This window comes from Marivivens sp. ABH4_498 (genome assembly GCF_056160585.1).
Window position 1 is genome coordinate 236058 of sequence record NZ_JBSWXL010000001.1, and the last position, 22849, is coordinate 258906.

Here is a 22849-nt window from a genome sequence, read left to right on the forward strand (position 1 = left end):
GATAATTCCTAAGGTAAAACATCCTTACAACCGCAAGCGTTATTGCATGCCTTGCTTCCACTGCGGCATTCGCACTGGACGCATCGACCGAAGAAGTCGCCGACGACGTCATCGCGGCACAAAACGCGGCCCTATCGGCCAGCTCTGCTGACGCTGGTTTCGGCCCTCAGGCCCCACGCGATTTGCGCGTGGCCGAAGGCACCAACCCGCGCGCATTCTCGATTGCACCAGCGGCAACCCAAATGAACCTGTGCAACATCCACTTCCACGAAGGCGCAGAACACGCCGGCGGTGAATTCACCACCTATCTGGGCAATGGCGACGGCCACGGCTTTGGCACCGGTTTCGGCTACGACGGCGACCTGACCGATGCAGAACTGGCACCACTGGACGCACCAATCGGCAGCGGCGTTCACGGTCTGCTGGTTCCCGGCGCAACGATCGAAGTCCACTTTGTCCACACCACCGCAGACGTGACCCCTGGCCCGACCTTGGGGTCGTGCCTATCGGACGCGCTACGGGCAACCCGCAACTGCGCGTCGAAACCCAAGTCATGGTTCTGATCAACGATGCCGCAGCAATGGATTTCATTGAACTGGCCGCAGTCGAAGAAATCGAAGGCTACTGGCAGGCGCCAAACGTTCCAGCGAACACCGGCGAACCAATCGTTTACACAGGCTCGACCACGAGCCCATCCTACAACGAAATCGCATCGCCGTTCCAAGTCACGTGGTCCGTGCGCCCCGAAGTCATCAAAGTCGACATCAATTCGATCGCGGCTTGGTATGACGGCAACATCTTTGCCGAAAATCATGCACACGGCGTGCGCAATCTGGTCAACGACCCAGCATTGCTGTCGCCTATCGCGAACTAAAAAACCAAAGGGCGGCCATTGCCGCCCTTTATCACAATCCCAAACGGGTGATTTCGATTTTCGGACACCGATCCTGAATCACCGTCACGCCCGCATCTTCGGCCACTTTAGCGGCCTCGTCATGCGAAACGCCCAACTGCATCCAGATCAACTTCAACTTAGGAAAGGCTGCCATCGCCTCTTCGGTGATCTGCGGCACAGCTTCGGAATTGCGGAAGATATCAACCATATCCACGTGATCATCAATTGCACCTAATTCTGCAAAGACAGGTTCGCCCAGCAATTCCTGCCCCGCCAACCCTGGGTTCACCGGTATCACGCGAAACCCCTTGCTTTGCAAAAACGCCATCACCTGATGCGATGGCCGGTCAGGCTTGGCCGACGCCCCAACCAAAGCGATCGTTTTCACAGTCGCAAAAATATCTTTGAATGTATCGTCGCTATAAATCATCATTCTTCTCTTCATAAAAAAACGCCCGAGGATTTGCTCACTCGGGCGTAGGTATGGAACGAGGGACAGTGAGTAATCGCAAGACAGTTCCAGTGTCTCGCCTCACGAAAATAAATAGGCGCAGTTTTACCCAAGAAAACCCCCGCTCATGATTTCGTGAACAGCGTTGGCCGGGTGGGCGGGTGTCGCCGCAGGCGCAGTCGCCCCGGCCTAACGCGATGCGTACAGCGCAACAGCAGCCGCGTTTGATACGTTCAGCGATCCGAAACCGCCTGCGAAATCGATGCGCACCAATGCGTCACAGGTATCGCGGGTCTTATCGCGCAACCCTGGCCCTTCGGCCCCCAGAACCAACGCAACGGGGCGATCCTTGCGGCCCTCTAGCGCTTGTTCAATCGTCTGCTCGGCCTCGCCTGCCAAACCCAACACAATATAGCCCAGCTCTTTCAGCTCTTCCATCGCATCGGCCAGATTGCGGATTCGCAAATAGGGCTGACGTTCCAACGCGCCGCTTGCCGTTTTCGCCAAAGCGCCCGTTTCAGGCGCGGAATGGCGTTGCACCGCGATCACCGCGCGGGCACCGAATACTTCAGCCGAACGCAAAATCGCGCCCACGTTATGTGGATCTGTCACGCGGTCCAACAGAACAAGACGCGCAGGATCAACGCCGCCACTTAGCGCGACATCTTTCAGGTCGCCCCAATTCAGCGGTTTTACCTCTAGGGCCGCACCTTGGTGCACCGAACTTGGGTCAATCGGCACATCGAATTTGCGCGGATCGACGACTTCAGGTTCGACCCCGCTTGCGTCGATGGCATCTGCCAATTTGTCATAAGCGTTTTTCGTCACAACCAACCGCAGTTTTTCGCGCGACGGGTTCATCAATGCGTCCCGCACCGCGTGAAGGCCGAACAGCCATACCGTTTCAGCGGCCGCTGCACGTTTGGCTTTTTCTTTTTCGACCACCCACTTTGGTTTTTTCATGACGATCATCCTTTCAAACTTGTTCCTTCAATGCGCGAAAAGGGGCGTCAGCACAAGTGGCGTAAAAAAGTGCGATTTTCCTGTTGACGCCCCTGCGGGTTCGCCATATTCACCGCCACACGAACGAAACAACGCTTCGTTTGGGCGACGTGCTGCAAGGTGCGGCAGCGGACTGTAACTCCGCCGGGGAGACCCATGCCTGGTTCGATTCCAGGGTCGCCCACCACTTCCCTACATGATGGAACTGGTGGACACACATCAATGATGTGTGCGTTCGTTTTGCGAAATTCCGCTATCTGTCACCCTATGGGTTTTGTCTGCGCGTGACGCTGTTATAGTCTGCACATATATTTCGTGCAGGCAGCAAACATAACGCCATGAGCAAAAAGAAAAAATTTAACATTTTGATTATCGGCCAATCAGGACGGCTCGGATACGAGGCTGTTTTGTTTGCCGCGTCGCTACGGCATTATTCGCCGAAATTCAGCGGCACATTATTTGTCGCGGAACCCCAACCAAATGATCGTTGGCCGAACGATCCCCGAATGTCCGCCCCCGTAAAAGAGGCGCTGACAGAACTGGGCGCAACGATTTTGCCTTTTGAAAACCGTCATTTCGGGGCCTATTACCCCTACGGCAATAAAATCGAAGCGATCAGCGCCCTGCCCGCTGGTGAACCTTTTGTCTTTTTTGACACGGACACGTTGATAACGGGCGACATCACACAGGTTCCGTTTGATTTCGACAAACCCGCCGCATCGATGCGCCGCGAAGGCACTTGGCCCGAAGAAGAGCTGTACTGGCCCGGCTATACGGCGATTTGGAAATCTCTGTATGACAAATTCGGGTTGGAATTCGAAACCAGTTTGGACCTAAGCAAACCCGACGAATACTGGCAGCGATATCTGTATTTCAACGCTGGTTGGTTTTTCTACAAAGACCCCGCAGAATTCGGACAGCGTTTCACCGACTGGGCTGTTCAGGTGCGCGATGACCGTCCTGAAGAAATGGTTGTGCAATCCATTGATCCTTGGCTGGATCAAATCGTTTTGCCTTTGGTTATTCATTCCTTTGGCGGTGGGCGTCCGGGCCCCGAATTGGACGGGCTGGATGGCGATGTGACCTGCCATTATCGCCTATTCCCGATGCTATACGCCCGTGAATCCGATCTGGTTGTAAACGCGCTGGAAACCGTCTCTGCGCCGAACAAGGTGAAAAAAGTCCTGAAACAATACGACCCGATCAAACGCATGGTCTATCAGGGCCGAGGTCAAAAAGTGCGCGATTTGTTTGATCAAAATGACCTGCCCCGCCGTGAACGTCAGATCAGAAACAAAATCAAATCCAACGGTTTTTGGATGCGATAAAAAAGGCCCGCAATTTGCGGGCCCTTTTATTATTCGGCGATGGCAAAATGCATCGTTATCGATGCATGCACCGAAATAGACCCCGGCGCCAAAGGCACATCCATTTCAGGCCCGCCAACTCGGGCTTCGGCCATTGCGAACATGGGCTGATATCCCCCCCCTGCCGTTTCGCTAATCATCAAAACGGCCCCAACGTCACGCCCCGCAGCTTGCGCGTAGACTTCGGCACGGTGGCGCGCATCAGCCACGGCCAGTTTGCGGGCTTCGTCAGTTAACGCGTCCGGATCATTCAGGCCAAAGTTCACACCATTCACAGTATTGGCGCCCGCAGCGATCAGATCGGAAATCAGCCCACCCAACCCTGGCAGATCATGGGATTCAAAACTGATCTGAACCGTTGCCGTGTAGGATTCGATCTTTTCGTAATCGATCTGCCCCGTCATCGTCCGCCCATACTGCGGGATCAGATTGACGCGGCCCGTTTGAACATGACCTGGGGCTACGGCAGCGGCCTCTAACGTCGCCAAAACATTTTGCATGCCCATGCTTGCCGCATCCATCGCATCGGCCGACGTGGGCGCATCATGGCGCACCCCCACTGTGACCGTTGCCATGTCGGCAGGGGCCGTCACCTCTGCTTCGCCGGTGACGATGATTGTGGGCTGCGATACGGTTTGGGCGAATACGGGCAACGGGGCACATAGCGCCATGGCAACGGCGGCGGCCCGCATGAAATTAACTGTCATCGAAATTTCCTTTCGGATCGAATGTGTTTGAACAGGTTGTGGCCTATTTACGCGCGTTTGCGAAAACACATTTTGTCTATGGGCGGGAAGTTGCTATAGCCGCGGGTGGAACGTGTCGCTACATTCCACGCCTAATGAAATCATGCTAGTGCCGGTCTATGCTATCGAATTTTGCGCTTTCACTATCACACGAAGGTATCCGTTTTTTGAAACGGGCGCCGAACGGGTGGTTGTTTGTGTCGGAAACTGCGCTCGACAATCCCGAATTACCGAATGAATTGAACCAAATGTTAGATGCTGCCGTGATTTTGGACAGCAGCCCGATTTGGACCAAACTTTTGATCCCGAACGACCAGATCAAATACATGACTTTGGATGACCCGCGGGTCGGCACCGAAGACATCGAAGCCGCGCTAGAGGCCGCAACGCCCTATCGCGCGGCCGAACTGGCCTATGATTACAGCCGCGATAATGATCGCACCTATATCGCAGCTGTCGCCCGCGACACCCTGCAAGAAGCCGAAGATTTCGCAAACGAATATCGGTTTTCGCCGCTATCCTTTGCTGCGATCCCATCACAAGGCACGTTTGTTGGCGAACCTTTCTTTGGCCGTTCGAAATTGGCCGAAGCGCAGAATATTTCGGTAGAACGCGAAATGCAGGCTGTTGAGGTGACCGGCGTTGCAGATTTGCAAATCGCGCCCAACGACCCAGAACCTGAAACGCCCCAGTCTGACATAGATTTTTCTGAAATTTCGGTTCCACTTGCGCCGCCACCCGCGCCCCCTGCCGAACCCGCAGATGACGCGGTCGTTTTTGAAACCAGCGCGCCAAAAGATGGGCCAAAACTGCCCGAATTTTCTGCGATTGCGCCAACTGTTTCGGCAGTTCCGTCGCGCATTTCTTCGATTGTGCCGAACGATACGCCCGCAGCGGTCACAACGCCGACGATTGCAGCGCCGGTAACGCCGCCCGACCCCGTCATCGCGCCACAACCGCCAAAAACCGAACCGAAAACGTCCGAGCCAGAACCAAAGGTCCAAGTCGCGGTAGACGACAATCGAAAGAAACCTCGTTTCTTGCTGCTGATCCTGATGGGGCTATTGATCGCCTTTATGGCGGCGGTCGCGGTTTGGGCGGCGGTCACGGATGTCGACGTGTCGCGCCTGTGGGGTGGATCAAACGATAACCAGATCGTCGTAACGGACGTTGATTTGATCGGCACTGATGCCCCATCCGAAGACGACGAGATGTTGGCAGATCTTATCGAAGACGCAGACATGACCGAACTTGATCCGGTCATGGACACCCTACTGGCCGAAGACGGAACGCTTTTGCCGCCAACCGATCTGCCCAATGGCCAAGTCATGTCCCCTGCCGAAGCACAGCGTCTGTATGCAGCAACAGGGGTTTGGCAAAAATCACCAGCTTTTGCCTATGTTCCACAACCACAAACGTCAGATAACGTCACGATCGCCGCGATCGATCCAGTGACCCATGGGACAGATGCGGTTGCATTGCCAACCTTGGCGGCAATGCAACCCGATCTGTCCTACCTGTCGCCATTATCGCCTCCGACACCCGGCACCGAATTCCAACGGGATGCGCGTGGTTTCATCGCCGCAACCATCGAAGGCACGGTTCTGCCGTCTGGCGTTGTTGTCTATGCAGGTCGCCCATCCCCGATTGTGCCAAACCGTCCCGAAGGATTGGCCCCCAACACCGAAAACGCCATTCCAGACGGCAGTACGTTGACCACCAGCAGCGGCGTAGCGCTGGCATCCGTGCGCCCGACCGCACGTCCCGAAGGGCTGGCCGAACAAATTGAACGCGGCGCTTTGGGCGGATTTACCGCAAATGAACTGGCCGGTTTGCGCCCGCGCGTCCGCCCAGCATCGATCGAAGAAAAAGCAGCAGCCGCGGTACAAGAACCCGTCGTTGTCCCCCAAGCCGATGTTGCCGCCATCGCAGCCGCCGTTGCATCGGCTGCGCCGCGTGTGCCGGTCGATAACGCAACGCCCCAAGCCGTCGCGCAATCGCCCGAACCGCCCGTGCGCCCGCGCAATTTCGACCGCGTTGTATCCCGCACAGACGAAGCCAACACACCCGTTCCCACCGCGCGCAACGCTGTTGTTCAACCCACTGGCCCTGTTCCAAACAGCGTCGCCACCGCAGCCACAGATCGCAACGTGATCAGCATGCGTCAGGTTTCGCTGATCGGGGTTTCGGGCACCAGCTCTAGCCGCACAGCGATCGTCCGTTTGGGCAATGGCCGCATCCAAAGCGTCCGCGTCGGTGACAGACTGGACGGAGGTCAGGTGACCGCGATCAGCGAACGGTCTTTGAATTATTCGAAACGCGGGCGGGTGATTACATTAGACCTGCCGTGACGGGCTAAAACCGTTTTTCCCTGTGGCATCTTGTTCAAATAGCCCCATTTAATAGGGGATAAGAACAAACGCGTACGAATCGACAGGGACAATGGAAAGCTTTCTATTTCAGGCGACAATTTATTTAGGTGCAGCCGTTATTGCGGTGCCTTTGGCATCACGATTGGGATTAGGGTCGGTACTGGGCTATTTGCTGGCCGGTATTGTCATTGGCCCGATCTTTGGGCTTGTCGGTTCTGAATCCAAAGACATCCAACATTTTGCCGAATTCGGCGTTGTGATGATGCTGTTCCTGATTGGCCTCGAACTAGAGCCCAAAACCCTGTGGAAAATGCGGCACAAATTGCTGGGGCTTGGCGGTGCGCAGGTTGTCCTGTCGATGGCGGCGATTACGTGGTTGTCGTATATGATGAACGAAACGCTGCAGGATTCCATCGCGATTGGTATGATCCTGGCGTTGTCATCGACCGCGATCGTTCTGCAAACCTTGTCCGAAAAGGGACTGGTCCAGACCCAAGGCGGTCGAAACGTTTTCAGCGTTCTATTGACCCAAGATATCGCAGTGATCCCCATGCTGGCGGTCCTGCCGCTGTTGGTGACCGTGACCCCCATTAGCTTTAGCGCCGATGGCTCTATTTCCCTAAACCCGATCGAAGAACACCACGGCAGTTTTTCGCTGGTCGACGGATTGCCCGGCTGGGGCGTGACATTGGTCACATTGGCCGCAGTTGCCGCAATCATTGTCGTCGGCGTTTTCCTGACCCGCCCTGTATTCCGTTACATCCATCAAGCCAAGCTGCGGGAAATGTATACGGCGTTGGCGCTGCTGATGGTCGTATCTATCGCCGTGCTGATGGAAATGGTCGGCCTATCGCCTGCATTGGGCACGTTTTTGGCGGGCGTCGTTTTGGCGAACAGCGAATTCCGTCATGAATTGGAAAGCGACCTTGAACCGTTCAAGGGCCTGCTATTGGGCCTGTTTTTCATCACTGTTGGCGCAGGTTTCGATTTCGCCGCGTTCTTTGCCGATCCATTCCGTATCATTGCGCTGACGCTGCTGATGATCGCCGTCAAATGCGGTATTTTGTATGTGCTGGCCCGCCTGTGGCGCCTGCCTGCGAATGACCGCTGGCTATTTACACTTAGCTTGGGTCAGGCGGGTGAATTCGGGTTTGTGCTGATTTCTTTTGCCTTGGGTTTGGGCGGTTTGTCCCCTGCCTTGGGACAAAAGTTGCTGCTGATCATCGCCCTGTCCATGCTGATCACGCCGCTATTGTTCATTTACTACGAACACCGCCGCAAAAAATCGGGCAAATCCGATGACACTCCGGCTGATGAAATTGACGAAACCGGCACCGTTATTATCGCGGGGATCGGGCGTTTCGGGCAAATCGTGAACCGGCTTGTGCAATCGGCTGGGTTCAGCACGGTTGTGTTGGATGCCAACCTAGAAACGGTTCAAACAATGCGCAAATTTGGGTTCAAAGGGTTCTTTGGCGACCCAACGCGCCCTGATCTGTTAAAGGCCGCAGGTATCGACAAAGCCAAAGTTCTGGTCGTCGCCGTTGATGGCAAAGACAAAGCCACAACGCTGGTCAAATACGCCCGCAAATTGCGTCCTGACATCCATATCGTCGCCCGTGCGCGTGACCGCCAACATGTGTATGAACTCTATGCCGCTGGTGCGAATGACATCGTGCGCGAACTGTTCGACAGTTCGCTGCGTGCGGGGCGCTATGCCTTGGAAAATCTAGGGATGAGCGAATACGAAGCCGCCGAGGCCGAGACCATGTTCTATCATCACGACCGCGGCACGATGAAAGAATTGGCAGATCTATGGCGCGCCGATGTCCCCAGCGCCCAAAACGAAGCCTACCTGAAACGCGCGCGCGAATTGAATTCGGATCTGGAGCTGTCTTTGGCATCCCGCGAAGACGCCCAACGCGAGGTCGAAAAACGCGGCGATCTGGGTCTAGGGCGCCGCCAAAGTGACAGCGCACTATTGAAGAAAAGCGAAGCGGGCGACGGTTAACCGTCGCTCACGCCTGCTTCGGCAAAGGTGGACATGCCCGAATGGCAGGCCACCGCGCCTTTTAGGATACCGATCGCAAGCGCTGCACCCGATCCTTCGCCCAGTCGCAGGCCCAGTTTCAGCAACGGTTCTTTGTCCAGCTGAACCAGCAGGCGGATATGCGCGTTTTCTGCGCTGACGTGGCCTGCGATGCAGTGATCCAATGCGCCTTTCTGTACGGCCTCTAGGACCGCAGCAGATGCTGTACAGATGAAACCATCCAGAATGACAGGGATCGAATGGTGACGGGCGGCGGCAATCGCACCGGCCATCGCCGCCAATTCGCGCCCGCCCATGGCGCCCAAAACGGCCAAAGGATCATCCAGAATGTCCGCGTGACGTTCCAACGCCAATTCGACCGCTTCGGTTTTACGCGCAAGGCCATCCTCATCGACGCCTGTGCCGCGGCCCGTCCAGCTGCTGGCGTCTCCGCCATAGATCGCGGCCGAAATCGCAGCCGCAGCGGTCGTGTTGCCAATGCCCATTTCGCCCACAACCAACAGGTCAGCCGCAGGATCAACGGATGTCCAGCCAGCCGCCAATGCCGCAACCAGTTCATCGTCCGTCATTGCGGGCGCTTGGGTGAAATCTGCGGTGGGCGTGTCCAAATCCAATGGAACGACGGACATAGATGCGCCGAACGCTTTGGATAGCTGATTGATTGCTGCACCGTCGTGTTCGAAATTCGCCACCATTTGCTGGGTCACTTCGGCAGGAAACGCAGAAACTCCGCGTGCGCAAACGCCGTGGTTGCCTGCAAAAATAACCACCTGCGGCGCGGTCAGGTCAGGACGCGGATTTCCCCGCCATCCTGCGTACCAAATCGCCAGATTTTCCAATCGGCCCAATGCGCCCGGCGGTTTGGTCAACTGACCATTACGTTCCGCAGCGCCATCAACAGCCGTTTGGTTTACGGATGGCATAGCGCCAAGTAGGTCGCGAAAACCATCTTTTGTGGAAAAAGGCGCAGTCATTTCAGTCCTCATTGCGTTTTTCTTTATCCTTGCATACCCCGCATAACAAAGAATGAAAGGTCAGAAAGGTCGCAGCGATGCTAAATTCCGTCAAAGGACGTTACGAATTACACGATGTATACACCGCGCTGGCATTGCTTAGCCGTATCCCTCTGCCGATTGACCATGACCGTGCGGGCGAACGCAGCCGTCAGGCTGTTTGGGCCTACCCCATTGCGGGCCTGATCATCGGCATTATCGTGTCCGTGATTGCAACCATCTGGTCATGGTTCGGGTTGCCGGCTGGCATGGTCGCCGCTGTTGTGTTGACCGCGCAAATCGTCATCACAGGTGCCATGCACGAAGACGGCCTAGCCGATAGCGCCGATGGGCTGTGGGGCGGCTGGAATCGCGAAAAACGGCTCGAGATTATGAAAGACAGCCACATTGGCACCTATGGTGTTTTGGCATTGGGTTTGTCGCTGATCGTGCGCTGGGTGGCACTGACCACAGTGATCGAGGCAGGCTGGATGTGGTGCGCCGTCATCGCGGCTGCGGTCCTATCGCGTGTTCCGATGACGATCCTGATGAACAAATTGCCATTTGCACGCGCTGGCGGTTTGTCGCGTTCGGTAGGCCAACCAGATCGTCAGGCCGTCGCCGCGTCGATCACCATCGGACTGGTCATCACAGCATTGATTACAGGCTGGATGATCATCCCGATCTTTATCTTTGTCGGCTTGACCACGATCAAAGCGATGTGGATCGCCCAAACCAAAATCGGCGGGCAAACGGGTGACATTCTGGGTGCAACCCAACAATTGGCCGAAATCACGATTTTGGGCGTTCTGGCGTCAATCGCAGTTTAACGCAGCCTGCAGGCTATCGGGGCCAGTATATGGCCCCGCATCGCGGGTGACATAGCCCGTTCCGTCATAGCCGGTGATCATAATCCGCTGCCAATCCGCATCTGCGGTCACCACTTCGGGCTGGCCGCAATCACGCAGGCCGCCTTCGATGATGGGGGAACCGTAGTGGTGGTTGGTCAGGCCGGGCACTTCGGCCTCGATTGAGACGCGCCAGAAAGGGCGGTCAGGCACGAATTCTTCGAACCTTAGGATTTTGGCCAAATGGGGGCGGTCGACATAGGCGACCTCTATATGTCCATCGCCATCAAAATCAGCGGCGCCCGCAATGGCATACCAGCGGTTTTTCCGTCCAGTCGGCGTGCCCCAAGCAAAAGTTTCAAAGCGGCTTTGGTTCAAACCAAAAACCGTGATTTTCGCGCCGTTCTGATGATCGGACACGACCGTCACAACATCCAGCACGCCATCGCCGTTCATATCCACCAGCCGCGGATGCGTGTCTTCGAACACGGCGTTGGTGTTACGGATCGCTTCGTCAAAGACGCCAGATTTAAACCGAAGGGTGCTGTATTCCCCGTCCGCGACAGCGCCGTGACCGTAATAATCGGTTGGCCCCTCGAACCACGTTTGGGGTTCGGCACATGCCGCCATAGGCAGCACCACCAAAAGGGGCCAAAGCCGCATTAGATCTGACGTTCTGGCAAGTTCACGGTCAGGCCGTCCAGATCGTCGGTCACTTTGATCTGGCAGGACAGACGCGACTGATCTGGTTTTACCTCATAGGCGAAATCCAGCATGTCCTCTTCCATTGGTTCCATCGATGGGATTTTAGCGGACCAATCGGCAGGCACATAGACGTGGCAGGTCGAACAGGCGCATGCGCCACCGCAGTCAGCCTCGATTCCCGGAATGCCGTTGTCGCGCGCGCCTTCCATGACGGTCATGCCTGGTTTTACGTCTACGGTGTGTTCGGTGCCGTTGAATTCAACATAGGTGATTTTGGCCATTGTCCGCCCTCTTGCGTTTATCTTTTGCGTTTATGTAGGCGGTTCGGCACCACCGTTCCAGTTTACATTCGCACGATTTCATAAAATTTGCGCGATAGGCAGAAAAATGCGATAGAAAACAAAAAACAACATGGGCAGAGCAGCCTAATGCACAGGCAGATCATTTCCGTCACCCTATGGGGCGTGATGCTAACGGCATGCACGACCGGATATGATGTGCCCTATTCCAATCCGCCCGAATTCATCGCCGCAGATATCGAACGCGATTATTATGGCAATTGCTACGGGCGCGATGTGACCCCTGCCCTGACCAACACCGAAACCAACCAGTTGCAGACTGGCCCTGAAATCGTTGGTGCGGACGGGACCGTGATACAACAGGCAACGTATCAAACGGTCACCAACCAAACGATCCTGCGCGAACGGCGCGAGGTATTGTTCGAAACCGTTTGCCCTGATCAGATGACGCCCGAATTTATTGCTTCCTTGCAGCGGGCATTGGCGACACGCGGCTATTATCAGGCCCGCATCACGGGCGTTCTGGACGCCCACACGAAAAGCGCGGTGCGCCTGTACCAACAGCAGCAAACCAACATCGATAGCCCGCTATTGGCCATTCAAACCGCCCGTATTTTGGGTCTGGTTGCCCTGACGCCCGAACAATTGGGTATCGTCGAATAAAAAAGGGCGCCGCGATGGGCGCCCTTTTGCATGAGTGTGACGGGATTAATCCACAAGGCTAAGCGACATAAAGCGGTTCACGCCTTCGCGGTTCACAAACACCAGCACGGATTTGCGGCCGCCGTCTTCAGCCTCTGCGACAATCGCGCTGAAATCCGCGATCGAATTGACGTCCTGTTGGTTCACTTGGGTGATCAGGTCGCCAGCCATCAGGCCTTTGCTATCGGCATCAGACAGGGGTGCCACGTCCAGAACGACCAGACCTGTCGCGTTCGGTGCCAGACCATATTCCGCGATCACCGATTTGTTGATTTCCGACAGGGTCAGACCCAACAGTTCGGTTTCTTCGGCAGCTGGGGCTTCAGACTCCATCGGGGGTTCGTTGCCCGGCATGGATGCCTGCGCAGTTTCACGGCGACCCAGTGTCACTGTGATATCAACGGTTTCACCACGGCGCAGAATGTCCAGAATGACTTCTTGGCCTACGGGTGCCTCTGCCACGATCTGAACCAATTCGCGTGTGTTTTCGATTTCAACACCGTCGAACGATAGGATCACATCACCAGCCATCACGCCTGCGTCTTTTGCAGGGCCATCAGGCACGGCATTGACCAGCGCGCCGGTGGCAACATCCAGACCTTCGATACCGTCGACCATATCTGGGGTCACGTCTTGGATCTGCACGCCCAGCCAACCACGGCGGGTTTCACCGAATTCGCGCAGCTGATCGACAACTTTGGTTACAACATTGGACGCCATCGAAAACCCGATGCCGATCGACCCGCCGTTTGGCGACAGGATCGCGGTGTTCACGCCGACAACATCGCCGTCCATGTTGAACAGCGGCCCGCCCGAGTTACCGCGGTTAATCGCAGCGTCGGTTTGGATATAGTCATCATAGGTGCCCGACAGCGAACGGTTACGGGCCGACACGATACCTGCGGAAACCGAAAAACCTTGGCCCAGCGGGTTACCCATCGCCATGACCCAATCGCCTACGCGGGCGGTGTCACTGTCGCCAAAGCTGACGAACGGCAGATCGGTCGCGTCCACTTTTAGTAGCGCAATATCGGTGTTCGGGTCGGTGCCAACCAGTTCGGCCTCCATCGGGGTGCCGCCACCTGGGAAAAATTCGATCAGGATTTCATCCGCGCCTTCGATGACGTGGTTGTTGGTCACGATATAACCATCGTCGGAAATGACGAAACCAGACCCCAAAGCGGACGATTCACGCGGGCCTTGATCCTGAAAATCGCGAAAGAAATCTTCGAATGGGCTGCCTTCGGGCACCATGCCTTGGGGGCCGGCATTCGTCGATACAACTGTGGTTGTGGTGATATTCACAACCGCGGGGCTAATCTTTTCTGCCAAATCGGCAAAACTTGTCGGTCGCTCTTGGGCCGCTGCGCCTAGCGCGGACATCATTACCATGAACGCTGACAACATCAGCGCCATCACGATTCCCGTTTCGCGACGATTATCACGGACAATAGCAACAGATTCAGATTTCACGTTGGCCTCTCCTCTTTCAGGCGGGACGTAGGGGTAGCGTAAACATTAGACAGCGATTTCGTGAACACAACCCTTCGATGGGCGCGTTCAAACAGCTGTGAAGGTTAGTGTATGGGCTGTGTAGTCAGGCCGATCAAAACGACGCCCAGCAAAAAGACCGCGGCGCCGATCAGCCGCCGTTGGGTCACGGGAATATCGCTGAACGCCATCATCAGCTTTTTCACGAAAGAAGGGGCCAGCACATAGGCCAGCCCCTCTACTACACAGACGACACCTAGACCATAAAGCAAGGTGTCGATCATTTATTCACCCGTTGCCGAATTCAGGTAACGCAGGAATTCACCGTCAGGGGATAGAACCATCGCAGGGCGGCCATTTTCCAACATGCGGCTATAGGCATTCATGGTGCGTTCGAATTCAAAGAATTCAGGATCAGCGCCATAAGCGTCGGCCAGAATGTTGTTGCGTTCGGCGTCAGCCTCACCGCGAATGATCTGCGCCTGACGTTCAGCATCCGACACCAGTTCGGTCACCTGACGATCCGCAGTCGCGCGGATACGCTGAGCGGCTTCGTTACCACGGGCGATTTCGTCGGCGGCTTCGCGTTCGCGTTCAGCGGTCATACGATCATAGGTCGCGGCCAAGTTTTCTGGCGGCAGGTCGGTCCGTTTCAGACGCACGTCGATGATTTGCAGGCCTAGGGCGCGCGCCTCGTCGATGGCACCGTTACGGATACGCAGCATCAGCGCGGCACGGTCGGACGACAAAATGTCGTTCGATGTCACCGAACCCAGAACCTGACGTGTTTCAGCGCGCAAGATCGAATCCAGACGCGACGCAGCCGCGCGTTCGCCGCCAGCACCAACCGCACGGCGGAAGGTTTCGACGTCCATGATGCGGTAACGAGCAAAGGCATCAACAACAACGCGGCGGTTGTCCGATGCGGTCACCTCTAGGCTGGCCATATCGCGGCTAAGGATACGGTCGTCATAGGAAACGACCTCTTGGATGAATGGGATTTTGAACCCCAGTCCTGGTTCTTCTTGTACGCGGACGATCTGACCGAACTGCAGAACCAGCGCCTTTTCGCGTTCATCAACGATAAACAGCGACGACAGGCCAATCGCGCCCAGCGCAACAACAGCGGGGATAGCAATAGCGGAAAAACGCATTAGTTTGCTCCTCCGTTCGAAGTGTCAGTTGTGGTGCGGCGCACCTCTGGCAACGGCAGGTACGGGACAACGCCCGCATCTTCGCCCTGTAGGATCGTAATGTCCGATCCGCCCAGAACCTGTTCCATGGTTTCCAGATACATACGGCGGCGGGTCACGTCAGGGGCTGCCTGATATTCTTGCAAAATTGCGGTGAAACGGCTGGCGTCACCTTTTGCAGCGTTGACCACTTGTGCGCGGTACGCTTCGGCACCTTGCAGGATCTGTTCGGCCTGACCACGGGCTTCGGCAACGACGCGGTTCGCATAGGCATCCGCAACCGACTGGACACGATCGCGTTCTTGTTCAGCGTCTTGTACCGAACGGAACGCTTCGATCACGGGTTCAGGCGGGTCAGCGCGGTCAAAGTTGATACGGATAATATCAACGCCGCTGTCATAGCTGTCCAATGTGGTCTGAACCAGATCGGTCAACTGCTGGGCGATCGCTTCGCGGCTGACGTTCAGGATCGGGGCCAGTTCGGATTGCGCAATAATTTCGCGCATCGCCGATTCAGACACAGCCGCAATGGTCGCACCCGGATCGGCTAGGTTGAACAGGTATTTCTGAGGGTCGTTGATGTTCCAAACAACTTGGAAATCGATATCGACGATGTTTTCGTCGCCGGTCAGCATCAAACCTGCGTCCGTGCCAGAATTGGATGTACCGATTTCGATATTACGTTCGGTCGACACGGCCACGATTTCGCGCGTCACCACAGGCCAAGGCGCAAAGTTCAGACCGGGATTACCGATCTGGCTGAATTCACCAAGGAACAGTTCAACGGACTGTTCTTCGGGCTTGACCGTGTAGAACGAAGCGTAGGCCCACAGACCGACAGCCGCCAGTGCCGCCAGACCGATGGTGCTGCGGTTAAACGATGGTCCCTGACCGCCGGAATTGCCGCCATTACCACCATTGCCGCCACCCATCAGCACGCGAAACTGTTCGCGGCCTTTGTTCAGCAGTTCATCGATTTCGGGGATTTGGTTATCCCCGGGGCGACGTGGTCCGCCGTTATTCGGTCGATTATTGCGGTCATCATTGCCGCTTCCGCCAGAGCCACCTCTGTTTCCGCCGCCGCCCCAAGGGCCTCCGTTATTTCCAGCCATGCGCCGTGATTTTCCCTGTGTTGTGCCCCCTCCTCTGGAGGCTTTCGTTCAGATTTGGGCAGTTTGCCTATAATTTCAAGACGTCCGCACCGGAGATTTCATCGTAACCAGTTCTTCGGCCATGGTTGGATGAACGGCACAGACGCGATCAAAGTCTTCTTTGGTTGCACCCATTTTTACTGCGATGCCGACCATTTGGATCATTTCGCCTGCCTGCGGCGCGACGATATGACAGCCCAGCACCTTGCGGGTTTCTTGGGACACGATCAATTTCATCATTACGCGGTCTTCGCGGCCAGCGAACAAAGTCTGCATCGGACGGAACGATGTGGAATACACTTCAATCGGTTCGATTTCGCGCGCGTCCTCTTCGCTTAGGCCGACGGTGCCGAATTCAGGTTGGGTGAACACAGCCGATGGGATCAGGTCGTGATCGACAGGCGTTGGGTTGCCTTTGAACACGGTTTCCACAAATGCCATCGCTTCGCGGATCGCGACTGGGGTCAGCTGAACGCGGTCGGTCACGTCACCCACAGCATAGATCGATGGGATGTTGGTCTGGTTGTATTCGTCAACGATGATCTGACCATAGCGGCCCATTTCAACGCCAGCGTTTTCCAGACCCAAACCGTCTGTGTTCGGGCTGCGGCCCGTGGCCAGCATGACCTGATCAAAGCTGCGTTCGGTGCCGTTGGTCGCTTTGGTCCAGATTTTACCGTCGCGTTCTTCCATTTCTACAATGTTGGTGCCGCAATGCAGATCGACGCCTTTTTCGCGCATCTGATCGGCGATCAGGCCGCGCGCTTCGCCGTCGAAACCGCGCAGGATTTGTTCGCCGCGATAGTATTGGGTCACTTCGACGCCCAGACCGTTCAGGATGCCCGCAAATTCACATGCGATATAGCCGCCGCCGATAATCAGGATCGATTTGGGCAGTTCATCCAGTAGGAAAATATCGTTCGACGTGATGCCCAGATGCGCGTTCGGCAGATCAGGCACCGTTGGGCGGCCACCAACAGCGACCAGAATATGTTTTGCGGTGATGTCTTCGCCCGTGGACAATGTCACGGTGTGGGCGTCTTTGATCGTTGCGCGCGCGTCGTATGCAGTGACTTCGGACCCATCCAGCAGGCGGCGATAGATGCCCTCTAGTCGGTCCAGTTCAGCGTGCATTTTTCCGCGGAAATCGGTCCAGTTGAAATCGCCGTTCGACACGTCCCAACCGTAAGCCGCTGCGTCCTGCACTGCATTCGGGAATTCGGATGCGAAAACCATCAGTTTTTTGGGAACACAGCCACGGATCACGCAGGTGCCGCCCATGCGGTATTCTTCGGCCAGCGCCACTTTGGCACCTGTTGCCGCTGCCACGCGCGCCGCGCGCACGCCGCCGGAACCGCCCCCAATTACAAATAGATCGTAGTCAAAGGACATGTGAATTCTCCGGTTTTAATAGTTTATCGCGGAATATGTGGGCCAGCGCCAAGGCAGGGTCAACCTGCCCCAGCGCACAGGCCAGACGCTTAATCAGCGATATTTGTGAACAGGTTGTCGTTGTCTAGGAAATCGTATTTTTCCTCTTCCACCGACCCGTTGTTGATATCGCGGACCTCTACACGGCCATCGCCGTAGCCGATCACCACAGCGTCACAGATGTCTAGGAACAGACCGTTTTCAACAACGCCTGGGATCTGGTTCAGCACCATCGAAATTTGACGCGCATTGCCGATGCGTTTCAGGTGCAGATCCAGAATGTGGTTCCCTTCGTCGGAGATGAATGGCTGATCGCCGTTCATGCGCAGGGTCACGTCGCGGCCCATCACGTCCATACCGACCAACGCCTCTTCGACGATGTTTTTGGTGGTCTGCCAGCCAAATGGGATCACCTCGATCGGCAAAGGGAATGCGCCCAGCGTTTCGACCGATTTCGACGCGTCCGTAATGACGATCATCTGATCAGACGCGGTTGCTACGATTTTTTCCTGCAGGTGCGCGCCGCCGCCGCCTTTGATCAGGTTCAGGTTGGGGTCGAATTCATCCGCGCCGTCAATTGTGACGTCCAGCCATTTGGCTTCGTCCAGCGTGATGACTTCGATGCCGACTTCGCGGGCCAATTCAGCCGTACGGGTCGATGTGGGAACGCCTTTGATTTTCAGGCCTTCTTCGCGGACCATTTCGCCCAGACATTTCACCAACCAGCTGGCGGTCGAGCCGGTCCCCAAACCGACTTTCATGCCGCTTTCGACAAATTGGGTGGCACGTTTGGCGCAAACGAATTTTGCTTTTTCTACAGGCGATAGATCGATGGGCATGGGCAGCTCCTTAACACTCTTGTGCGGCTTATAGGGCTGATTAGGCCAAAGCACGAGTCCATCGATAGGCGAAAAGGCAGGAAAATCGTCGCGCATGACCAGCAAAGACGCATTTGAACCGTATCGTGCCGTTCGTTGCTGACTGATCGGTCATAGATGCGCCATGATAAGGCAGATTTCGAATTCTGCCAAAGGATGGCGCATCATGTTTCTATCGGTGTTTGATATGTTCAAAGTGGGCGTTGGCCCGTCGTCATCGCACACCATGGGGCCTATGGTTGCGGGCGGCCTGTTTCTGGATCATCTGCGCGCCCAGCCGTTTGGCGTTGCGGGCGTGCGCGCGTCGCTGCACGGATCGCTTGCCTTTACTGGTGTGGGCCATGCGTCTGACCGCGCGGTCATCCTTGGGCTGGCTGGGTTCACGCCGGACGAATACGACGCCGATCGGGCCGAAACAGAGCTGTCACGCATCAAAGCCGACAACACCATTCGCCCCGATGGCCTGCCCGTTTTGACGTTTGACCCTGCGAACGATCTGCAATTCGACTACGGCCCGAACCTGCCCGGACACGCCAACGGCCTGATCCTGCGCGGCCTAGATGCCCAAGGCGACGTGGTGACCGAGGTGACCTATTATTCCGTCGGTGGCGGTTTCGTCCTAACGGCCGAAGAATTGGCCGCAGGCAAAGCCGTAGATGACGGCCCATCGGTCCCGTTCCCGTTTCAAACCGCGAAACAAATGCTAGATATGTCCGCAGAAAGCGGCCTGTCCATCGCGGCGATGAAACGTAAAAACGAATTGTCGCGCCGTGGGTTCAACGATCTGGATCGCGGCCTGACCCGCATTTGGGAGGTCATGAACAACTGCATCGAACGCGGGCTGGTCACAGACGGCGAACTGCCGGGCGGTCTGCATGTCAAACGGCGAGCAAAAGCGATCCACGATTCCCTACAGGCCGAACGCGGCGTGAACCTAGCCGCGCCGCATTTGATTAACGACTGGATGGCGACCTATGCCATGGCCGTGAACGAAGAAAACGCAGCAGGCGGTCAGGTCGTCACCGCCCCCACCAACGGCGCGGCGGGCGTGATGCCTGCAGTCATCCGCTACTGGCTGGACCACATCGGCGGCGCGACCGCCGACAAAATCCCCGAATTCCTGCTAACCGCCGCCGCCATCGGGGGGCTGATCAAATACAACGCGTCCATATCAGGTGCAGAATGCGGCTGTCAGGCCGAAGTCGGCAGCGCCTCTGCCATGGCCGCCGCAGGTTTGGCCGCTGTGCTGGGCGGAACCCCTGAACAAATAGAAAATGCCGCTGAAATCGCATTAGAACACCATCTGGGCATGACCTGCGATCCCGTGCGCGGATTGGTTCAGGTGCCATGCATCGAACGCAACGGTCTGGGCGCGATCAAGGCCGTATCAGCCGCGTCGCTCGCCCTACGCGGTGACGGCACGCATCTGGTGCCATTGGACGCCGCGATCGAAACAATGCGTCAAACGGGCGAAGACATGAACGCCAAATACAAAGAAACATCGCTGGGCGGTTTGGCCGTCAACGTGCCGAACTGTTAAATCGCGTCCCAGAACGCGGGCAATTCCTGCGCAGCGGCGGCCATCAAAACGGCCCCCTCTGCACGCAGCGTCACAGGGCCGGTCGCTTCGTTCGAACTGCTGATCATGCCCGTAGGCGCCATGACCTGCCCATCCAAATTCCAACGCAGGCCCGTGGACCAAACCCGCGCTGTGGCCAATGGCATGACAGCAAAACGACTGCCCGCCATCACATCGACGCAAATACCGCCCTGTGGCACCATCATCGCCACGTCATCATCGCTCAGCATGATTAATTTACGATCCGCATAGCGTGACATCACATTCAGCACCGCCAACTGGTGATCGATCCGCCCACCCATGAATCCAACCGCCAATACCCTTGGGCTTTGCACCCGCGTCAGGCATTTTTCAAAATCGGTTGTTTCCTGTTCAGCGACAGAATCAATCACATCCGACAGAATTGTGACCAAATCGGGCGACAGGCTGTCCATATCGCCAATGACCCGCGTTGGCCGCACGCCCGCATCCATCGCGCGCTCTGCACCGCCATCCGCCGCTACACAAACAGGCGCCATCGCCAAAGCCTTGTGAATAAGGGCGATGTCGCAATCCGCTCCGCCAACCAAAGTCACCGGTTGTTGATGTTCAAAGATGTGCATCTTGTCCCCGAAATGTGGCAATATGACTGGACGTGCCCCAAAAGGGTCACGAAATAATACCGTCCATAACCTGTTTTCGTTCCGGATTGCGAACCAATAAGGGACAATGACTCAAAGTCAGACCGAGTAAGAAAGTGAGCGATTGTTGATATGGTTGGATCGAGCAAGATTTTAACCGTCGGCTACGGCACCTTCTCGTGTACACTTGAGGGGTTCGATGAATCCTTTGATACGATGAAGGCGATTGCGGAATATTTCCGTGATTTGGCCGCAGACGACCGGTACTTCGGGGCGGAACCCCCGACACCAGACGCAGAGATGCTTGCCCGCATCGCTGAAAAGGAAATTGCGCGCCGTGTCGAGGCGCACATGGAATCATCGGGCATCGTCCTGCGCCCTGCCGCCGCTTTGGCGGCCGAACGTTCTGTCGAAGCCCCCGCGCCAAAAGCAGAACCTGAACAAACACAGGCCGCAGAACCCGAACTGGCCGAAACGCCAGAACTCGAGGCAGCACCCGAAGTCATCGCCGAGTCAGCACCCGCCGACCCTGTCATGCCGCCCCCCGTTGCGGAACCCGTCGCCCCTGCCCCCGCAGCGCCGACAGACAGCGTCGCGGCAAAACTACAGCGCATTCGTGCCGTGGTCGGTAAAGCCGAAGATGAACCCACTTCCGATTTCATCGAAGACGCGCACGCAAACGACGTCTCGGATGATTTCGATCTGGGTGCCGTTCTGGATGCCGCTGATATTATTGAAGACGAACCCGTCACCGCGGAAATCGAACTGCCAACCGAACAAGAACCGGTTGCAGAAGACATCGATATGTCTGCGGTGCTGGAACAATCTGATGACGCTGTTGAACCAACCGAACCGGAAACCGCAGCCGAACCTGAACCAGAAACCGCAGCCGAACCGGAACCAGAAACCGCCGAGGTCGCCGAGCCCGCTGCGCGTCCAGCGCCACGCACAATCCGCGTGATCCGCGCAAAACGGTCGCAAATCGCAGATGCGGTCAAACAAGGCCACATCGAAGAAATCGAAGACCCCAAAGCCGAAGAACCAAAGCAGGTTCAGGACACGGTCGAAGATCTGGCTGATCTGGACGGTTTGGATGAATTCGAAGCTGGCGAAAGCACGCTTTCGGCAGAGGAAGAAGCCGAACTGCTGGCTGATTTGGCAGATCTGGACGAAGATTCGGATGATATCGAAATCGAAGACGCCGACGAAAACGCGTTTTCGATGGATGATGATTTCAATCTGGACGACATTCTGGACGAAGACGAACCTGTAGCGGAACAAACTCCTGCCGAACGCACCGAAAAACTTGGTCGCGAACTGCTGAACGGTTTGTCCGATGACCAAGACGTATCGCGTTTGCTGGACCGCACAGACGAACAGCTTAGCGCGCCAGAAACCAACCAACGCCGCAACACCCTAAGCCACCTAAAGGCGGCTGTTGCAGCAACCGAAGCCGCGCGCCGCATGGGCGACGACGAACAAGAAAAGGCGGAAGAAGAAAAGACCCGGTTTCGCGATGACCTTTCCAAAGTTGTCCGTGATGACGCTCCAAAAGGCCAACCGGTACAGCCGCGTCGTGCGGCGCCTGCTGGCCGCACTGAACGTCCCCGCCCCGCGCCTTTGAAACTGGTCGCATCACAGCGTATCGACGTCGCACCGACAAAACCGGCAGAGCCCGCAGCGCCGGTGCGCCCGCGCCGCATCGCTGCTGCCGAATTGGCGGCAACACCTGCGGTCCAAAACGCACAAAGCTTTGCCGAATTCGCAGAAGGCATGGGCGCGCACAGCTTGCCTGAACTTCTCGAAGCGGCAGCGGCTTATACCTCGTTTGTTGAAGGTCTAGAGGATTTTTCGCGCCCTCAAGTCATGAGAAAAGTGCGTGAAATCTACGAAGACGACTTCAACCGAGAAGACGGCCTACGCGTTTTCGGCACGCTCCTGCGCGAAGGTCGCATTTCCAAGGTCCGCAACGGTCGGTTCCAGGTATCTGACCAAACGCGGTTCCGTCCGGAATTACGCCGCGCGTGATGGCTGGGCGCCAATCAAACTAAAACAACAAAAGGCGGAGCAATGCTCC

The 22849-nt window shown here is 56.4% G+C and carries 22 protein-coding genes and 1 tRNA gene; 10 read left to right on the top strand and 13 right to left on the bottom strand.

Going from position 1 to position 22849, the window contains the following annotated elements; translation table 11 throughout:
* Positions 1 to 188: 188 nt before the first annotated feature.
* Together ACXAGA_RS01170 and ACXAGA_RS01175 are read left to right on the top strand one after the other, a co-directional pair.
* Complete coding sequence (locus ACXAGA_RS01170; protein ID WP_475115693.1) at positions 189 to 563, top strand: delta-class carbonic anhydrase; 375 nt, start codon at positions 189 to 191, stop codon at positions 561 to 563.
* A complete protein-coding gene (locus tag ACXAGA_RS01175; RefSeq protein WP_475115694.1) occupies positions 554 to 874 on the top strand; it encodes a delta-class carbonic anhydrase in 321 nt (106 codons plus the stop codon). Before ACXAGA_RS01170 ends, ACXAGA_RS01175 begins: the two co-directional genes overlap by 10 nt.
* A gap of 31 nt (positions 875 to 905) precedes the next feature.
* Here ACXAGA_RS01175 and ACXAGA_RS01180 read toward each other — a convergent pair whose 3' ends face one another.
* Both ACXAGA_RS01180 and rlmB read right to left on the bottom strand, forming a co-directional pair.
* Positions 906 to 1325 (bottom strand): CoA-binding protein, encoded by a 420-nt coding sequence (locus ACXAGA_RS01180; protein WP_475116207.1) that lies wholly within the window; start codon positions 1323 to 1325, stop codon positions 906 to 908.
* Positions 1326 to 1535: 210 nt separating this feature from the next.
* The gene (rlmB, locus tag ACXAGA_RS01185; RefSeq protein WP_475115695.1) at positions 1536 to 2309 is read right to left on the bottom strand and encodes a 23S rRNA (guanosine(2251)-2'-O)-methyltransferase RlmB; all 774 of its coding nucleotides are present in this window, start codon (positions 2307 to 2309) and stop codon (positions 1536 to 1538) included.
* A gap of 142 nt (positions 2310 to 2451) precedes the next feature.
* Between rlmB and ACXAGA_RS01190 the strand changes: the two genes are divergently transcribed.
* Together ACXAGA_RS01190 and ACXAGA_RS01195 are read left to right on the top strand one after the other, a co-directional pair.
* Positions 2452 to 2535, top strand: a tRNA-Tyr gene (locus tag ACXAGA_RS01190).
* Positions 2536 to 2686: 151 nt separating this feature from the next.
* The gene (locus tag ACXAGA_RS01195) at positions 2687 to 3676 is read left to right on the top strand and encodes a hypothetical protein (RefSeq protein WP_475115696.1); all 990 of its coding nucleotides are present in this window, start codon (positions 2687 to 2689) and stop codon (positions 3674 to 3676) included.
* A 29-nt stretch (positions 3677 to 3705) separates the two neighbouring features.
* Here ACXAGA_RS01195 and ACXAGA_RS01200 read toward each other — a convergent pair whose 3' ends face one another.
* Complete coding sequence (locus ACXAGA_RS01200; RefSeq protein ID WP_475115697.1) at positions 3706 to 4422, bottom strand: SIMPL domain-containing protein; 717 nt, start codon at positions 4420 to 4422, stop codon at positions 3706 to 3708.
* A 206-nt stretch (positions 4423 to 4628) separates the two neighbouring features.
* On the opposite strand from ACXAGA_RS01200, the gene ACXAGA_RS01205 reads away from it, so the two are divergent.
* Both ACXAGA_RS01205 and ACXAGA_RS01210 read left to right on the top strand, forming a co-directional pair.
* Positions 4629 to 6812 (top strand): hypothetical protein, encoded by a 2184-nt coding sequence (locus tag ACXAGA_RS01205; protein WP_475115698.1) that lies wholly within the window; start codon positions 4629 to 4631, stop codon positions 6810 to 6812.
* Positions 6813 to 6903: 91 nt separating this feature from the next.
* Complete coding sequence (locus ACXAGA_RS01210) at positions 6904 to 8844, top strand: monovalent cation:proton antiporter-2 (CPA2) family protein (protein ID WP_475115699.1); 1941 nt, start codon at positions 6904 to 6906, stop codon at positions 8842 to 8844.
* On the opposite strand, the gene cobT is transcribed toward ACXAGA_RS01210, so the two are convergent.
* Positions 8841 to 9857 carry a nicotinate-nucleotide--dimethylbenzimidazole phosphoribosyltransferase gene (gene cobT / locus ACXAGA_RS01215; RefSeq protein WP_475115700.1) on the bottom strand — a complete coding sequence of 339 codons (1017 nt, stop codon included), beginning with the start codon at positions 9855 to 9857 and terminating at the stop codon, positions 8841 to 8843. The two genes, ACXAGA_RS01210 and cobT, sit on opposite strands and share 4 nt — an antisense overlap.
* A 77-nt stretch (positions 9858 to 9934) precedes the next feature.
* On the opposite strand from cobT, the gene ACXAGA_RS01220 reads away from it, so the two are divergent.
* Positions 9935 to 10705, top strand: coding sequence for an adenosylcobinamide-GDP ribazoletransferase (locus ACXAGA_RS01220; protein WP_475115701.1), 771 nt, complete (start codon positions 9935 to 9937; stop codon positions 10703 to 10705).
* On the opposite strand, the gene ACXAGA_RS01225 is transcribed toward ACXAGA_RS01220, so the two are convergent.
* Positions 10691 to 11386, bottom strand: coding sequence for an FG-GAP repeat domain-containing protein (locus ACXAGA_RS01225; RefSeq protein WP_475115702.1), 696 nt, complete (start codon positions 11384 to 11386; stop codon positions 10691 to 10693). The two genes, ACXAGA_RS01220 and ACXAGA_RS01225, sit on opposite strands and share 15 nt — an antisense overlap.
* Complete coding sequence (locus tag ACXAGA_RS01230; RefSeq protein WP_475115703.1) at positions 11386 to 11709, bottom strand: 2Fe-2S iron-sulfur cluster-binding protein; 324 nt, start codon at positions 11707 to 11709, stop codon at positions 11386 to 11388. The genes ACXAGA_RS01225 and ACXAGA_RS01230 overlap by 1 nt, the downstream gene beginning before the upstream one ends.
* Before the next feature lie 147 nt (positions 11710 to 11856).
* Here ACXAGA_RS01230 and ACXAGA_RS01235 point away from each other — a divergent pair, with 147 nt between their 5' ends.
* A complete protein-coding gene (locus ACXAGA_RS01235) occupies positions 11857 to 12390 on the top strand; it encodes a peptidoglycan-binding domain-containing protein (protein WP_475115704.1) in 534 nt (177 codons plus the stop codon).
* Between the two features lie 45 nt (positions 12391 to 12435).
* Here the strand turns inward: ACXAGA_RS01235 and ACXAGA_RS01240 are convergent, their stop codons facing one another.
* The 6 genes from ACXAGA_RS01240 to rpiA all read right to left on the bottom strand — a co-directional run bounded on the left by ACXAGA_RS01240 (position 12436) and on the right by rpiA (position 18534).
* Positions 12436 to 13845 carry a Do family serine endopeptidase gene (locus tag ACXAGA_RS01240; RefSeq protein ID WP_475116208.1) on the bottom strand — a complete coding sequence of 470 codons (1410 nt, stop codon included), beginning with the start codon at positions 13843 to 13845 and terminating at the stop codon, positions 12436 to 12438.
* A gap of 161 nt (positions 13846 to 14006) precedes the next feature.
* The gene (locus tag ACXAGA_RS01245) at positions 14007 to 14204 is read right to left on the bottom strand and encodes a DUF2065 domain-containing protein (protein ID WP_475115705.1); all 198 of its coding nucleotides are present in this window, start codon (positions 14202 to 14204) and stop codon (positions 14007 to 14009) included.
* The gene (hflC, locus tag ACXAGA_RS01250; RefSeq protein ID WP_475115706.1) at positions 14205 to 15074 is read right to left on the bottom strand and encodes a protease modulator HflC; all 870 of its coding nucleotides are present in this window, start codon (positions 15072 to 15074) and stop codon (positions 14205 to 14207) included. It abuts the gene before it with no gap.
* Positions 15074 to 16225, bottom strand: coding sequence for an FtsH protease activity modulator HflK (gene hflK, locus ACXAGA_RS01255; protein ID WP_475115707.1), 1152 nt, complete (start codon positions 16223 to 16225; stop codon positions 15074 to 15076). The genes hflC and hflK overlap by 1 nt, the downstream gene beginning before the upstream one ends.
* A gap of 75 nt (positions 16226 to 16300) precedes the next feature.
* Entirely contained in the window at positions 16301 to 17656 is a 1356-nt protein-coding gene (gene gor, locus ACXAGA_RS01260) for a glutathione-disulfide reductase (RefSeq protein ID WP_475115708.1), read from the bottom strand.
* Between the two features lie 89 nt (positions 17657 to 17745).
* Entirely contained in the window at positions 17746 to 18534 is a 789-nt protein-coding gene (gene rpiA, locus ACXAGA_RS01265) for a ribose-5-phosphate isomerase RpiA (protein WP_086451776.1), read from the bottom strand.
* A gap of 205 nt (positions 18535 to 18739) precedes the next feature.
* Here rpiA and ACXAGA_RS01270 point away from each other — a divergent pair, with 205 nt between their 5' ends.
* Positions 18740 to 20113 carry an L-serine ammonia-lyase gene (locus tag ACXAGA_RS01270; protein WP_475115709.1) on the top strand — a complete coding sequence of 458 codons (1374 nt, stop codon included), beginning with the start codon at positions 18740 to 18742 and terminating at the stop codon, positions 20111 to 20113.
* Here the strand turns inward: ACXAGA_RS01270 and ACXAGA_RS01275 are convergent.
* Positions 20110 to 20754 (bottom strand): thiamine diphosphokinase, encoded by a 645-nt coding sequence (locus ACXAGA_RS01275; protein ID WP_475115710.1) that lies wholly within the window; start codon positions 20752 to 20754, stop codon positions 20110 to 20112. The two genes, ACXAGA_RS01270 and ACXAGA_RS01275, sit on opposite strands and share 4 nt — an antisense overlap.
* A 150-nt stretch (positions 20755 to 20904) precedes the next feature.
* Between ACXAGA_RS01275 and ACXAGA_RS01280 the strand changes: the two genes are divergently transcribed.
* On the top strand, positions 20905 to 22800 hold the full coding sequence (locus tag ACXAGA_RS01280; protein ID WP_475115711.1) for a hypothetical protein: 1896 nt from the start codon (positions 20905 to 20907) through the stop codon (positions 22798 to 22800).
* The last annotated feature ends 49 nt before the right edge of the window (positions 22801 to 22849 follow it).

Coding starts and splice junctions, on each gene's coding strand:
- hflK (WP_475115707.1), bottom strand. CDS start 16,225: ATGGCTGGAAATAACGGAGGCCCTTGGGGCGGCGGCGGAAACAGAGGT.
- ACXAGA_RS01180 (WP_475116207.1), bottom strand. CDS start 1,325: ATGATTTATAGCGACGATACATTCAAAGATATTTTTGCGACTGTGAAA.
- ACXAGA_RS01240 (WP_475116208.1), bottom strand. CDS start 13,845: ATGGCGCTGATGTTGTCAGCGTTCATGGTAATGATGTCCGCGCTAGGC.
- gor (WP_475115708.1), bottom strand. CDS start 17,656: ATGTCCTTTGACTACGATCTATTTGTAATTGGGGGCGGTTCCGGCGGC.
- ACXAGA_RS01210 (WP_475115699.1), top strand. CDS start 6,904: ATGGAAAGCTTTCTATTTCAGGCGACAATTTATTTAGGTGCAGCCGTT.
- ACXAGA_RS01230 (WP_475115703.1), bottom strand. CDS start 11,709: ATGGCCAAAATCACCTATGTTGAATTCAACGGCACCGAACACACCGTA.
- rpiA (WP_086451776.1), bottom strand. CDS start 18,534: ATGCCCATCGATCTATCGCCTGTAGAAAAAGCAAAATTCGTTTGCGCC.
- ACXAGA_RS01225 (WP_475115702.1), bottom strand. CDS start 11,386: ATGCGGCTTTGGCCCCTTTTGGTGGTGCTGCCTATGGCGGCATGTGCC.
- cobT (WP_475115700.1), bottom strand. CDS start 9,857: ATGACTGCGCCTTTTTCCACAAAAGATGGTTTTCGCGACCTACTTGGC.
- ACXAGA_RS01245 (WP_475115705.1), bottom strand. CDS start 14,204: ATGATCGACACCTTGCTTTATGGTCTAGGTGTCGTCTGTGTAGTAGAG.
- ACXAGA_RS01200 (WP_475115697.1), bottom strand. CDS start 4,422: ATGACAGTTAATTTCATGCGGGCCGCCGCCGTTGCCATGGCGCTATGT.
- ACXAGA_RS01275 (WP_475115710.1), bottom strand. CDS start 20,754: ATGCACATCTTTGAACATCAACAACCGGTGACTTTGGTTGGCGGAGCG.
- ACXAGA_RS01175 (WP_475115694.1), top strand. CDS start 554: ATGGTTCTGATCAACGATGCCGCAGCAATGGATTTCATTGAACTGGCC.
- rlmB (WP_475115695.1), bottom strand. CDS start 2,309: ATGAAAAAACCAAAGTGGGTGGTCGAAAAAGAAAAAGCCAAACGTGCA.
- ACXAGA_RS01195 (WP_475115696.1), top strand. CDS start 2,687: ATGAGCAAAAAGAAAAAATTTAACATTTTGATTATCGGCCAATCAGGA.
- ACXAGA_RS01270 (WP_475115709.1), top strand. CDS start 18,740: ATGTTTCTATCGGTGTTTGATATGTTCAAAGTGGGCGTTGGCCCGTCG.
- ACXAGA_RS01235 (WP_475115704.1), top strand. CDS start 11,857: ATGCACAGGCAGATCATTTCCGTCACCCTATGGGGCGTGATGCTAACG.
- ACXAGA_RS01220 (WP_475115701.1), top strand. CDS start 9,935: ATGCTAAATTCCGTCAAAGGACGTTACGAATTACACGATGTATACACC.
- ACXAGA_RS01280 (WP_475115711.1), top strand. CDS start 20,905: ATGGTTGGATCGAGCAAGATTTTAACCGTCGGCTACGGCACCTTCTCG.
- hflC (WP_475115706.1), bottom strand. CDS start 15,074: ATGCGTTTTTCCGCTATTGCTATCCCCGCTGTTGTTGCGCTGGGCGCG.